The 13077-nt window shown below is 69.7% G+C and carries 11 protein-coding genes; 5 read left to right on the top strand and 6 right to left on the bottom strand.

Annotated elements, in window-relative coordinates; all coding sequences use genetic code 11:
- Positions 1-11: 11 nt before the first annotated feature.
- From FHR96_RS09935 to FHR96_RS09945, 3 genes are read left to right on the top strand one after another with little or no spacing between them, the layout of a single operon-like run.
- Positions 12-1010 carry an HlyD family secretion protein gene (locus FHR96_RS09935; RefSeq protein ID WP_183387515.1) on the top strand — a complete coding sequence of 333 codons (999 nt, stop codon included), beginning with the start codon at positions 12-14 and terminating at the stop codon, positions 1008-1010.
- Entirely contained in the window at positions 994-1938 is a 945-nt protein-coding gene (locus FHR96_RS09940; protein WP_221195766.1) for an ABC transporter ATP-binding protein, read from the top strand. The genes FHR96_RS09935 and FHR96_RS09940 overlap by 17 nt, the downstream gene beginning before the upstream one ends.
- Positions 1935-3026: an ABC transporter permease gene (locus FHR96_RS09945; RefSeq protein ID WP_183387516.1), complete on the top strand. Its 1092-nt coding sequence runs from the start codon at positions 1935-1937 to the stop codon at positions 3024-3026. Before FHR96_RS09940 ends, FHR96_RS09945 begins: the two co-directional genes overlap by 4 nt.
- Positions 3027-3085: 59 nt before the next feature.
- Here FHR96_RS09945 and FHR96_RS09950 read toward each other — a convergent pair whose 3' ends face one another.
- Together FHR96_RS09950 and FHR96_RS09955 are read right to left on the bottom strand one after the other, a co-directional pair.
- The gene (locus FHR96_RS09950; protein ID WP_343066361.1) at positions 3086-4639 is read right to left on the bottom strand and encodes a DHA2 family efflux MFS transporter permease subunit; all 1554 of its coding nucleotides are present in this window, start codon (positions 4637-4639) and stop codon (positions 3086-3088) included.
- Positions 4636-5787 (bottom strand): HlyD family secretion protein, encoded by a 1152-nt coding sequence (locus FHR96_RS09955; RefSeq protein ID WP_183387517.1) that lies wholly within the window; start codon positions 5785-5787, stop codon positions 4636-4638. Before FHR96_RS09955 ends, FHR96_RS09950 begins: the two co-directional genes overlap by 4 nt.
- Positions 5788-5941: 154 nt before the next feature.
- On the opposite strand from FHR96_RS09955, the gene FHR96_RS09960 reads away from it, so the two are divergent.
- Positions 5942-6574, top strand: coding sequence for a TetR/AcrR family transcriptional regulator (locus tag FHR96_RS09960; protein ID WP_183387518.1), 633 nt, complete (start codon positions 5942-5944; stop codon positions 6572-6574).
- A 33-nt stretch (positions 6575-6607) separates the two neighbouring features.
- Here FHR96_RS09960 and FHR96_RS09965 read toward each other — a convergent pair whose 3' ends face one another.
- Together FHR96_RS09965 and dcuS are read right to left on the bottom strand one after the other, a co-directional pair.
- On the bottom strand, positions 6608-7327 hold the full coding sequence (locus FHR96_RS09965; protein ID WP_183387519.1) for a response regulator: 720 nt from the start codon (positions 7325-7327) through the stop codon (positions 6608-6610).
- Positions 7324-8949 carry a DcuS/MalK family sensor histidine kinase gene (gene dcuS, locus FHR96_RS09970; protein ID WP_183387520.1) on the bottom strand — a complete coding sequence of 542 codons (1626 nt, stop codon included), beginning with the start codon at positions 8947-8949 and terminating at the stop codon, positions 7324-7326. The genes FHR96_RS09965 and dcuS overlap by 4 nt, the downstream gene beginning before the upstream one ends.
- Before the next feature lie 274 nt (positions 8950-9223).
- Between dcuS and FHR96_RS09975 the strand changes: the two genes are divergently transcribed.
- The gene (locus FHR96_RS09975; RefSeq protein ID WP_183387521.1) at positions 9224-10537 is read left to right on the top strand and encodes a 2-hydroxycarboxylate transporter family protein; all 1314 of its coding nucleotides are present in this window, start codon (positions 9224-9226) and stop codon (positions 10535-10537) included.
- 71 nt (positions 10538-10608) lie between these two features.
- Here the strand turns inward: FHR96_RS09975 and FHR96_RS09980 are convergent, their stop codons facing one another.
- Together FHR96_RS09980 and ligA are read right to left on the bottom strand one after the other, a co-directional pair.
- Positions 10609-10881 (bottom strand): YheU family protein, encoded by a 273-nt coding sequence (locus FHR96_RS09980; protein WP_183387522.1) that lies wholly within the window; start codon positions 10879-10881, stop codon positions 10609-10611.
- Complete coding sequence (gene ligA / locus FHR96_RS09985) at positions 10878-12956, bottom strand: NAD-dependent DNA ligase LigA (protein WP_183387523.1); 2079 nt, start codon at positions 12954-12956, stop codon at positions 10878-10880. The genes FHR96_RS09980 and ligA overlap by 4 nt, the downstream gene beginning before the upstream one ends.
- Positions 12957-13077 lie beyond the last annotated feature (121 nt).

Consider the following 13077-nt stretch of genomic DNA (forward strand, 5'->3'; position numbering starts at 1 on the left):
GGAGACCGGGGATGCGAGGCAGGCCATGGCGGGAAAGGCAGCGGTGCCAGCGAGCCGGCGGGCTTGCCCTGCTGCTGATGCTTCCCCTGCTCGGCGGCTGCGGCGACACGCCCGCCGGCCTGCCGGGCAGCCTGGAGTGGGACCGCCTGGCGCTGCCCGCCGAGGCCTCCGAGCCGGTGCGCCGCTGGGCCGTCGACGAAGGGCAGCGCGTAGCGGCGGATCAGGTTCTGCTGGAGCTCGACGGCCGGCGGCTCGAGGCACAGCTGGCCGCCGCCGAAAGCGAGCTCGCCGAGGCCGAGGCCAGCCTTGCCGAGCTGCGCCATGGCCCACGCGCCGAAACACTGGCCGCGGCCAGCGCCGAACTGGCGCGGGCACGGGCCGAGGCCGGGCTGGCCGAGCTCTCCTTCCGACGCCAGCAGGCGCTGTTCGAGCGGCGCGCGGTGTCCGAGGACGCCCTGGATGCCGCGCGGGCCGAGCGCGACCGGCGCCGCGCCGAGTCGGCAGAAGCCGAGGCGCGGCTGGCGGAGTTCGAGGCCGGCACCCGCCGGGAGCGCCTCGATCAGGCCGAGGCGGCGGCGGCCAGGGCCCGTCACCGCGTCGAGTCTCTGGCCGTGGATCGCGAGCGCCTGGTGGTGCGCGCGCCGCGCCCCGGCCGGGTCGACGCCCTGCCCTTCCTGCCCGGCGATCAGCCCCCCGCCGGTGCGACCCTGGTCAGCCTGCTGGTCGGCGAGGCGCCCTACGCACGCTTCTTCGTCCCCGCCGGGCAACGCGCCAACCTGGCCGTCGGCGATGCCCTGATCGTGCACGTCGAAGGCCTCGCCGAGCCCTTCGAGGCCACCCTGGAGCACATCCGCCGCGAGCCGGCCTTCACGCCCTTCTATGCGCTGAGCGGCGAGGACGCCAGCCGCCTGGTGTATCGCGCCGAAGCACGGCTCTCGGGCGAACGGGCCGGCACCCTGCCGGCCGGGCTACCGGTGCGCGTGGAGATCGTCGATGAACGCGACCGCTGAGTCGACGGTGATCCGCACCCGAGGGCTGAGCAAGCGCTTCGGCGAGACGCTCGCGGTCGAGGCCCTCGACCTGGCCGTGGCCCGCGGTGAGGTCTACGGCTTTCTCGGCCCCAACGGCTCGGGAAAATCGACCACCCTGCGCATGCTGTGCGGCCTGCTGCGCCCAAGCGCCGGCGACATCGAAGTGCTCGGCCACCGCCTGCCCGAAGAGGCCGAAGCGCTCAAGCGGCGGCTGGGCTACATGACCCAGAGCTTCTCGCTGTATCGCGACCTGAGCGTCGCCGAGAACCTGGCCTTCCTGGCCGCGGTGCACGAGCTGCCACGGCGCGAGGCCCGCAAGCGCCGCGAGGAACTGCTGGCGCGCTACCGGCTGGAGCGATTCCGCGACCGCCTGGCGGGCACCCTGAGCGGCGGCGAGCGCCAGCGCCTGGCGCTCGCCGGGGCCGTGCTGCATCGCCCCGACCTGCTGCTGCTGGACGAGCCCACCAGCGCCGTGGACCCGCAGTCGCGGCGCGATTTCTGGGAATCGCTCTTCGAGCTCGCCGATGCCGGCACCAGCGTGCTGGTCTCCACCCACTACATGGACGAGGCGGAACGCTGCACCCGGCTGGCGATCCTCGACCGCGGCCGGCTGGTCGCCGACGACACCCCAAGGGCGCTGATGGCGGCGCTGCCAGGCCGGCCGCTGCGCGTCGAGGTCGAACGTCCGCGGGCGGCCCGTCGCCTGCTGGAATCGGCCCCCGGCGTGCGCGAGGTCGCCCAGATCGGCGCCGCGCTGCGCCTGCTGGTGGACGAACGCGCCACGCCGGAGGCGATCGCCGAACGCCTGAAGGAAGCCGGCGTCGAGGCCCGGGTCACCCCGGAGACGGCGACTCTCGAGGACGTCTTCGTGGCCGCCACCCGCCGCCAGCGGGAGCCCGCATCATGAAGGCGCAACGCCTGCTGGCCATCGTGCTCAAGGAACTGCGCCAGCTGCGCCGCGACCGGCTGACCTTCGCCATGATCGTCGGCATCCCGGTGATGCAGCTGGTGCTGTTCGGCTACGCCATCAACCTGGACGTGCGCCACCTGCAGGCGGTCGTCGTCGACGAGGCCGATACGGCACGCTCGCGGGAGCTGGTCGCCCAGCTCGAAGCCACCCAGGTGATCGACGTGGCCGCGCGGGCGGCCTCACCCGGCGAGGTGGAGACGCTGCTGCGCCGCGGCGAGGTGGACGTGGGGCTGGTGCTGCCCAACGACCTCGAGACGCGGCTCGAGCGCGGCGACCGCCCGGCCGTCCAACTGATCGTCGATGGCGCCGATCCGGCCGTGCAGGCCGCGGCCCGCCAGCTGGTTCGCTTTCCGGTGCCGGACGCCGCAGGCTGGACGGCGCGGGTCGAGCCCATCGAGACGGTAAACTTCTACAACCCCGAGCGACGTGCGCCGATCAATACCGTGCCGGGGCTGATCGGCGTGATCCTGACCATGACGCTGGTGCTGTTCACCGCCATCGCCCTGGTCCGCGAGCGCGAGAACGGCAACCTGGAGATGCTGATCGCCACGCCGGTGACGCCCTGGGAGCTGACGCTCGGCAAGGTACTGCCGTTCGTCGGCATCGGCCTGGTGCAGGTGACGGTGGTGCTGGGGCTCGGCCGTGGGCTGTTCGACGTGCCGGTGCGCGGCTCGCTGCTCGACCTCTACCTGGCCTCGCTGCTGTTCATCCTTGCCAGCCTGTCGCTGGGCATCTTCCTCTCGACCCTGGCACGCAGCCAGTTCCAGGCCATGCAGATGGCGATCTTCACCTTCCTGCCGCAGATCCTGCTCTCGGGCTTCATGTTTCCCTTCGCCGGCATGCCGCTGGCGGCCCGCTGGTTCGCCGAGCTGCTGCCGCTGACCCACTTCCTGCGCCTGGTGCGCGGCATCATGCTGCGCGACGCGGCGCTGCTCGAGCTATGGCCGGCGCTGGCCGCCCTGGCGGTGTTCACCGCCATCCTGCTGGTGATGGCGGTGGGGCGCATGCACAAGCGACTGGATTAGGCGCGACATGGGAGACGAGCGCCGAGGGCAAGTCGTAGCGAGGGTTCTTTATTCACACATCAGGCCGAGAGCCGCCGCAGCAGGAACACCAGCGGCACGCTGACCAGGTAGATCATGCCCATCCACAGGAAGATGTCGTTGAAGGCCAGCACCTGGGCCTGTTGCATGACCCGCTGCACCAGCATGCCGATCGCCGCCTGGTGGGCGTCGGGCACCGAACCGGCGAGCATCGCCTCGTACTTGGCGATCTCGGTGCCCACCACCTCGCGGCCGGCGTCGATCGCCGGGATCAGCTGATTCCAGTGGAAGTCCTCGCGCACATCGCGCACCGTGTCGAGCAGCGCCAGGCCCATGGCGCCGCCGAGGTTGCGCATCACGTTGAACAGCCCGCTGGCGTTGCCCACCTCGTTGGCCGGCAGGGTGCCGAGCGCGATTCGCGAGGCCGGGATGATGCACATGATCAGCCCCATGCCGCGTACGATCTGCGGCAGGCAGAACTGCCAGAATCCCGACTCCACGGTGAGGTTGGCGTTCATCATGGTGCCGATGCCGACCAGTAAAAGGCCGAAGAACAGCAGCACCCGCAGGTCGAGGCGGTTGGACAGCTGGCCGACCAGCGGTGCGCAGCAGAACATGGTCAGCCCGGTGACGAACATCACCTGGCCGATCTGCAGGCTCGAATAGCCGCGCACGTAGCCGAAGAACAGCGGCATCAGGTAGACCAGCCCGTAGAGGGCGATGCCGATGATGAAGCCCATGCCGGCACCGATCGCGAAGTTGCGGTTGGCGAAGGCGTGCAGGTCGACGATCGGATGGTCATGGCGCAGCGTGCGGGCGAAGAACCAGATGCCGGCCAGCACGCAGACGAGGGTGGTGATCAGGATGAGATCGCTGGCGAACCAGTCGTCGCCGGGGCCTTCCTCGAGCACGAACTCCAGCGAGCCCAGGAACACCGCGATCAGCCCCAGGCCGATCAGGTCCAGTCGCTTGGCCAGGCCGTGATCGGCCTTGTCGATGTCGAGGAAGGTCCAGGCCGCCCAGCACACCAGCACGCCGGGGATCACGTTGGCCAGGAACAGCCAGTGCCAGCTCAGCGACTCGGTGACGAAGCCGCCAACCGTGGGCCCGACCGACGGCGCCATGGTCACCACCATGCCGATCACCGCCTGCACGCTGCCCATCACCCGGCGCGGGAAGATCGAGAAGCTCACCGCCTGGGTGATCGGAATCATCGCCCCGCCGGCGAAGCCCTGGATGGCGCGCAGCACGATCAGCTGCTCGATGGAGCCGGCCAGCGCGCAGCCCAGGCTCGCCAGGGTGAAGCCGGCGCAGGAGAGCGTGAAGGCGACCCGGGTCGAGAGGATGCGCATCAGCAGGCCCGACAGCGGAATCATCACGATCTCGGCGATCAGGTACGACGTCTGCACCCAGGAGATCTGGTCCTCGCTGGCCGAGAGGCCCGACTGGATCTCGTTGAGCGAGCTGGCGACGATCTGGATGTCGAGAATCGCCATGAACATGCCGAACACCGCGGCGATGAAGCCGATCCGCTGCGGCCAGGGCGGCATGTCATCGGGCCGGGCGCCGGCAGCGGCCGCGGTCGCGTCGCTCACGAGCCGCTCCCGGCCTCGGCCACCTCGCTGGCATCGGCGACCCGCTGCTCGCGCTCATGCTCGGGATCGAGGTCACGAGTATCGACCTCGGGCACCGCAGAGAGCCCGGCGCGCAGGCGCCCCAGCGCCTCTTCGGGGCCGGTGACACGGATCTTCACCGGCACCCGCTGGACGATCTTGTTGAAGTTGCCCGTAGCGTTGTCCTGGGGCAGCAGGCTGAACTCGGTGCCGGTCCCCGGGGACAAGCTGTCGACCACGCCGTGGTAGGTGATGTCCGGATAGGCGTCGAGGTGCACCTCGACCGGCTGGCCCACGCGCATGCGCTCGAGCTGGGTTTCCTTGAAGTTGGCCGCCACGTAGGCCGACTCGATGGGCACCAGCTGCAGCAGCGTCAGCGACGGCTGCGCCAGGGTGCCGGCCTCCACGGTGAGGTTGCCGACCACGCCGTCGCGCGGCGCCAGCAGCCGGGTCTTGTCGAGCTGGTGGCGGGCATAGGCCAGGTCGGCGGCCGCGGCGTCGCGATTGGCCTCGGCCTGGCCGACCTCGGATTCGGCCACCGCCAGCTGACGGCGCGCCGAGACCAGCGCCGCCTGGCTCTCGGCGAGGCTGGCCTCGGCGACGCGAAGCGCGGCCTGGTCGTCCTCGCGCTGCTGGCGCGAGGCGTAGTTGCGCGCCACCAGCGAATCGGAGCGTTCGAGATGCTGCCGGGCCTGTTCGACGTCCGCCTCGGCGGCCTGAACTTGGGCCTCGGCCTGGTCGATCGCCGCCCGCTGCAGGGCCACCTGCCGCTGGGCCTGAACGATGGCGGCCGCGGCCACCGCCTGCTGGGCTGCGGCCTGGCTGACCCGATCCTGGTAGCTCTCGTCGTCCAGACGCACCAGCAGGTCACCCTCTTGCACGCGCTGGTTGTCGTCCACCGCCACCTCGACGACCCGCGCCGAGAGCTCGGCTCGCACCGCCACGCTGTCGGTGCGCACGTAGGCATTGTCGGTCTCCTCGAGGAAACGCCCGACCTGCCACCAGCCGATGGCCCACCAGGCCAGTGCCGCCAGCGCGACGAGCGCGCCCAGCCCGGCGATGATCCTGCCGCGCGACCGGCGTCCGCTGCCGGCTCCCGTTTTCGCGACCTTCTTGCCGTCCGATGCCATGAACTCTCCTCGCTGGTTGGCGACCCGGCGACGCTGGCCACCGGTGGTGAACCACAAGTGTAATGAATGCTACACTACATGACCACCGTGATCGCTCGCCGGATCCGCGAGCACGATACAATGGTGCCCCCCTTCACCGATCACAGGAGCCCCGATGCGCCGCCATGCCCCTGACGACGCTCCCCTCACGCCGCGCGGGGTGGCGCGTCGCGAACGCCTGCTCGACGCCGCCCGCGACGTTTTCCTCGAGCAGGGCTATGCCGCGGCCAGCGTCAACGAGGTAGTGGCCCGGGCCGGCGGCTCGCTGGCCACCCTGTACAAGCAATTCGGTAACAAGGAGGGGCTGTTCACGGCGGCCATGGAGCGCCATGTGGCCACCGCCTGGGAGGTCCTCGAAGCCGGACAACGCGAGCATCAGGTCCCTGAGGAGGTGCTGTACGAGCTGGGCCGACGCATGCTGTCGCTGGTGTTCGAGCCGGGCGTGATCCGCCTGGTGCGCGGACTCGCCTTCGAAGCCGAGCGGGTGCCCGAGCTCGGCGAACTGTTCCTGTCCCGGGGCCCTGACCGCACCCGCCAGGCGCTGGCCGACTACCTGGCCGACCAGGTCGCTCGGGGCCGGCTGTCCCTGGAGGACCCGCGCGAGGCGGCAGGCATGTTCATGGGCATGCTGCTCGGCGAGTGGCACATCGACGCCCTGCTGGGACGCTGCCTGGATCTCGGCCCGGTGCAGTGCGAGGCTCGGGCGCGCCACTGCACGGCGGTGTTCCTGTCCGGCGCATCGGCCTGAGCCCTCGCCCTCGCCTTTGCCTTAGTCCTGGCGTCAGCCTTCGGCGGCCAGGGCCTCGAGCGCTTCACGGTCGAGGCAACGGTAGGTGAAGGAGGGGCGACCCACCTGGCCATAATGGAAGGATTCGTCGAGCAGTGCGATCTCGGCCAGGTACTTGAGATACTTGCGCACCGAGACCCGCGACATGCCGGTGGCGGAGAGCAGCGCCTCGGTGGTGAAGGTCGCCTCGTCGAGGGCCAGAATGGCCTGCGCCACGCGAGCCAGGGTCGGCACGGTCAAGCCCTTGGGCAGGTCGCCGGCACGGCGCGGTACGCTCGGTGCGGCGGGCTGGAACAGCCGGTCGATATCGCGCTGCGCGACGCGTCCCGGCAGTTCGGCCAATGCCTCGCGTGCCTGGCGACAGGCCAGCACGGCGTCGCGGAAACGCTCGAAGGTGAACGGCTTGACCAGGTAATCGCTGACGCCCAGCCGCCGCGCAGTGCGCACCGTGGCCAGCTCCGATGCAGCGGTGATCAGCACCGTCTCGATGTCGCGGCCGCTGCGCTGCAGGTGACGGAGCACTTCCAGGCCACTGCGGCTGCCCAGGTAGACGTCGAGCAGCACCAGGTCGACCGCCTCGCGCTCGAGCACCTCGATGGCCGTCGGCACGCTCTCGCACTGGGCGACCAGCCGCAGATCGTCCAGCCGGTTGAGATACTCGACGTTGAGGCGCATGACCATGGGGTCGTCCTCGACGATCAGCACGCGCATCATCCTTCTCCCTCGTCGCTCACGGGGCCCTGGGGCCAGGGCAGCTCGACCTCGAACAGGGTGCCGCGCCCGGCCTCGCTGTAGACTGCCAGACGGCCGCCGCCGGCCTCGACCCGCTCGCGCACCGCGGCGAGCCCGAGACCGCGCCGCTGGCCCTTGGTCGACACGCCCGGCTCGAACAGTCGCGCGCGCACCGCCTCGTCGATGCCATCGCCGGTGTCCTGCACGTGCAAGGATACCAGCTCCTCGTCGACGTCCAGCGTCAGGGTCACCCGCCGCTCGTCGCGTCCCTCGACGGCCTCGAAGGCATTCTCCAGCAGGTTGCCGAGCACGCTGACCAGGGTATGCGCCAGCGTCGCCTCGTGCAGCTCGGGCAGCGGCGCATCGAGCAGCACTTCGAGTTCGATGCCGCGCTCGCGAGCCTCGCTGCGCTTGCCAAGCAGGAAGCCCGCCAGCACCGGGTCCTTGACGCCCTCCACCAGCGCCATGCCGGGCATGACCCGATGATCGGCCAGTTCGCCCAGATAGCCGCGCAGACGGGCGAGCTCGCCCATCTGCGCCAGTCCCAGCATGACATGACGCTGGTTCTTGAACTCGTGGGTGGCGGCGCGCAGCGCCTCGGCGTAGCGGCTGACCCCGGTGAGCTGCTCGGCCAGGGCATTGACCTCGCTCTTGTCACGGAAGGTGGCGATCGCGCCGATGACCCGGCCCCGATGGCGGATCGGCAGGCGATTGGCGAGCACCAGTTGGCCGTTGAGATCGAGTTCGCGATCCAGCACTTGTTCGTCGCCGGCGCCGCCATCGGCCAGCACCTCGGGCAGGCCGCTGTTTGGCAGGTAGTCGGCCACCGCCGCGCCCGGCGTCGGCGCCTCCAGCCCGGCCTCGGCCAGCAGCCGGCGGGCGGCCGGATTGACCAGGGTGATTCGCGCCTCGCGGTCGACCGCCAGGATGCCCTCGTGTACCGAGGCCAGCATCGCCTGGCGCTCCTCGACCAGCCGTGCGATCTGGTGCGGCTCCAAGCCCAGCAGCACGCGCTTGATCGTGCGCGACAGGGCGCGCGCGCCCAGCCCGCCGACGACCATCAGCGCCAACACGCCGAGGATCACGTCGCGCCGGTTGTCCGCCAGCAGCGGCGCCAGCGACGTCAGGGTCACGCCCACCGACACCGCGCCGACCACCTCGCCGTCCGCTGCGCGTACCGGGGCGAAGCCACGAATGCTGGTGCCCAGGGTGCCCTGGGCCCGCGAGTGATAGGCCTCGCCGGCCAGCGCACGGCCCTCGTCGCCGCCCTGGAAGTGACGGCCGATACGCTCGCGATCCGGGTGCGTCAGGCGGATCGAGCCGCTATCCATCACCACGATGAAATCGACGCCAAGCGCCTGGCGCAGGCCGTCGATGCGCGCCTGCAGGTCACTGTCGGCGCCCGGCAGTTCCTCGATCAGCGCCGCCTGGACCTCCGGCTCCGCGGCCAGCGTCCGCGCCAGATCGGTGACGCGGGTGGCCTGGGCTTCCTCCAGGGTGTCGCGCAGCTGAGCGGTGAACAGCCACAGCGCCAGTCCCAGCGAGAGCACCACCATCACCGCGACCAGCAACGAGATCCAGGTGTTCAGGCGAAGACGAGGCATGGCGAGGGCTCCAGCGGAATCGAGCGAAAAGGATTGATGGCCGGAATTCGACCTTGGTGGCATTCCCTACACGGCGGCGGTGTGCCGTCAAGCGAGCCGCCGTTTTCATTAGTTTCGGAACGCTTTAATAAATTGCGCAATCTTGGCGCCAAGGATGGCGCGCCTATGCTCGATGCCAGCCCTTCGCCCGTGGCGATCAAGCCGCCAGGGCAAAGTTTCGAACAACGATGTCCCGCGCCCCCCGCGCGGGATCGAATCCCCAAGGAGAGCTCCCGTGAGTCAATCTCTGACGGACACCGTCGCGACACCGTCCGCGACATCGAGCGGCTGGCTCGCCCAGCGCATCTTCGGCATGCCGCTGCCGTTCTTCGCCCTCGCCCTGACGGTGATGGTGGCGGCGATCGCCACCGACAGCCTGCCCACCGGCATGATCGGCGCCCTGCTGGTGATGATGCTGCTCGGCGAACTGCTGGGCTTCATCGGCGACCGACTGCCGGTCGTCAAGACCTACCTCGGGGGCGGCGCCATCCTGGCGATCTTCGGCGCGGCCGCCTTCGTCTACCTCGGCTGGCTGCCGGCTCCGGTGGTCGACAACGTCACCACCTTCATGAAGGGCGGCGGTTTCCTCAACTTCTACATCGCCGCGCTGATCACCGGCAGCATCCTGGGCATGGATTCCAGGGTTCTGGTCAAGGTCGGCTCCCGCTATGCGCTGCCGCTGTGCTGCGCGGTGCTCGGCGCCTCGCTGTTCGCCGTGGCCATGGGAGCCCTGCTGGGCTTCTCGGCCCAGGACGCGGTGGTGGTGATCGCCATGCCGATCCTCGGCGGCGGCATGGGCGCCGGCGCGGTGCCGATGAGCCAGATCTACGAGCAGCTGCTGGGCCAGCCGGCCAGCTACTACATCTCGATCCTGGTGCCGGCCCTGGCGCTGGGCAATGTCTTCGCGATCATCATCGCCGGCCTGCTCAACGGCCTGGGCCAGCGTTTCCCGGGGCTGACCGGCAACGGCCAGATGATGCCCGGCGTCGACGTCGAGGAACCCGAGCACAGGCTCGACCTGGGCAAGCTGGGCGTGGGCGTGGTCGCCGCCCTGACGCTGTTCACCGCCGGCCAGATCCTCGGCACCTTCATTCCCCTGCATCCCTATGCGCTGATGATCGTGCTGGTCGCGGTCCTCAAGGTGTGCGACGTGCTGCCGGCATCGGTCACCGAGTCCGCCGCCCAGTGGTTCCAGTTCGTCGCCCGCAACTGGACCTTCGCCCTGCTGTTCGGCATCGGCATTGCCTACACCGACCTCGGCCAGGTGATCGATGCCATCTCGCTGACTTACGTGATGATCGTCTTCGCCGTGGTCGCCGGCGCGGCCTTCGGTGCCGGCCTGGTCGGCAAGCTGGTGGGCTTCTACCCCATCGAGTCGGCGATCACCGCCGGGCTGTGCATGGCCAACATGGGCGGCACCGGTGACGTGGCGGTACTCTCCGCGGCGCGCCGCATGTCGCTGATGCCCTTCGCACAGATCTCCTCGCGCCTCGGCGGCGCCCTGATCCTGCTGATCTCCAGCGTGGTGGTACCGCTGCTGTTCGCCTGAGGCGAACCTCACGCCAACGACAACGGCGCCCCTCGGGGCGCCGTTTGCGTTCGAGCACTCGACTCGCGGGATCAACCTTCCTCTTCGTCGTCGGCCAGATCCCGTCCGAAGGCCCGCCACTGGGCCAGGGTCATCACCTCGGTGGTCTCGGTCTCGAGATCGTGAGCGATGAGCAGCTCGCCGCGCTCCAGCTGGCGCTTGAGCTCGCCGACCCAGCCGTCCATGCCCTCGCCAGTATCGGTGGTGTCGTAGCCCTGACGGGTGACGAAGGCTTCCAGCAGGCCATCCAGGGTCTCTCCCGGCAGCATGCGGTAGGGCACCTCGATAAAGCGATCGCCAATCATGCGTCTTCCTCCTGCGTGTCCTGATCGGAACGGCCACTTTCCCATCCCGCCAGGCGCTCGATGAAGGTCGCCTCGTCGATCACCTCGACGCCGAGCTGCTCGGCCTTGGTCAGCTTGCTGCCGGCGGCCTCGCCGGCCACCAGGCAGGCGGTCTTCTTCGACACGCTGCCGGAGACCTTGGCGCCCAGCGCCTGGAGCCGCGCCTTGCCCTGGTCACGGGTCATGCTCTCCATGGTGCCGGTGAGCACCCAGGTCTGACCCTCCAGCGGCGTAGGCCCGACCTCTACCTCGGTTTCCTCCCAGCGCAGCCCGGCGTCGATCAGCGCCTGGATCGTCTCGCGGTTGTGCGGCTGCTGGAAGAAGGTATGTACGTGGGCAGCGACGATGGGCCCGACGTCATCCACCGCTTCCAGCGCCTCGCGGTCGGCCGCCATCAGCGCCTCGAGGGTTCCGAAGTGGCGCGCCAGGTTGGCGGCGGTGGCCTCGCCCACTTCACGGATGCCGAGCGCGTAGATGAAGCGCGAGAGCGTGGTCGCCTTGGCCTTCTCCAGCGCCGCCACCAGGTTCTCGGAGGACTTCTCGCCCATGCGCGGCAGCGTGGCCAGGCGCTCGGCCTCGAGGGCAAACAGGTCCGCCGGGGTCTTCACCCAGTCGCGCTCGACGAGCCCGTCGATCAGCTTCTCGCCCAGCCCCTCGATGTCCAACGCCCGGCGCGAGGCGAAGTGCTTGAGCGCCTCCTTGCGCTGGGCGGCGCAATAGAGCCCGCCCGAGCAGCGCGCCACGGCCTCGTCCTCGAGACGTTCGATCTGCGAGTCGCAGACCGGGCAGCGCTGGGGGAAGACGATCTCCCGGGCATCTTCCGGGCGCTCGTCGAGCTGGACGCGTACCACCTGGGGGATGACGTCGCCGGCCCGGCGCACGGCCACGGTGTCGCCGATCATCACCCCGAGCCGCGCGATCTCGTCGGCGTTGTGCAGGGTCGCGTTGGAGACCGTGACGCCGGCCACCGAGACCGGTTCGAGGCGCGCCACCGGGGTGATGGCGCCGGTGCGGCCGACCTGAAACTCGACGTCATTGAGCCGCGTGACCTGTTCCTGGGCGGGAAACTTGAAGGCGATCGCCCAGCGCGGCGCCCGGGCCACGAAGCCCAGCTCGCGCTGCAGGCGCAGGTCGTCGACCTTGATCACCGCGCCGTCGATGTCGTAACCGAGCCCGTCGCGCTTTTCGCCGAGCCGGCGGCAGTAGTCGATGATGCCCTCGGCGCCGTGGACGACCTCGAGCTCGGCATTCACCCGGAAGCCCCACTCGCGCAGCAGCGCCATCTGCTCGCTGTGCGTCGGGGTATCGATATGGGCGAGGCTCGCCATGTCCTGGCTAACCAACTGATAGGCGGTGAATTCCAGCGGTCGGGTGGCGGTGACTCGCGGGTCGAGCTGGCGCAGGCTGCCGGCCGCGGCGTTGCGCGGGTTGGCGAAGACCTTGGTGTCCTCGGCACGCGCCTTTTCGTTCATGGCCTCGAACTCGGCGTGGCGCATGGTGACCTCACCACGAACCTCCAGCCGATCTGGCCACTCCTTGCCGCGCAACCGCAGCGGGATCGACTTCAGGGTCCTCAGGTTGGAGGTGATGCCCTCGCCGGTGCGCCCATCGCCCCGGGTGACGCCGACGGCCAGCTCACCGCGCTCGTAGACGAGCGACACGGCGGCGCCGTCGAGCTTGGGCTCGCAGCAGAAGACCAGCTCGTCGGCATCCGTCTCCAACCGGTCGGCGACCCGTTTGGCGAAAGCCGAAAGCTCCTCCTCGTCGAAGGCGTTGTTCAGCGACAGCATCGGCTCTGCGTGCTGGATCTCGGGAAAGCCTTCCGCGGGGGCTGCGCCGACCCGCTGGGTGGGCGAGTCGGGCGTCTCCAGCTCGGGATGCTCGGCCTCGATCTCCTGCAGCCGACGCAGCCGACGGTCATAGTCGGCGTCGGTCATGCGCGGCTCGTCGAGCACGTAGTAACGGTAGTTGGCGTCCTCGAGCTCGGCGCGCAGGCGCGCCGCCTCGTCCTCAATCGTGGGGTCGGGGTGGGTCATGTCATCCGTGTCTCGATCAATAGCGAAAGCTCGAAGCTCGAAGCTCGAAGCTCGAAGCTCGAAGCTCGAAGCTCGAAGCTCGAAGCTCGAAGCTCGAAGCTCGAAGCTCGAAGCTCGAAGC

It is taken from the genome of Halomonas organivorans, from assembly GCF_014192055.1.
Lineage (GTDB): Bacteria > Pseudomonadota > Gammaproteobacteria > Pseudomonadales > Halomonadaceae > Halomonas > Halomonas organivorans.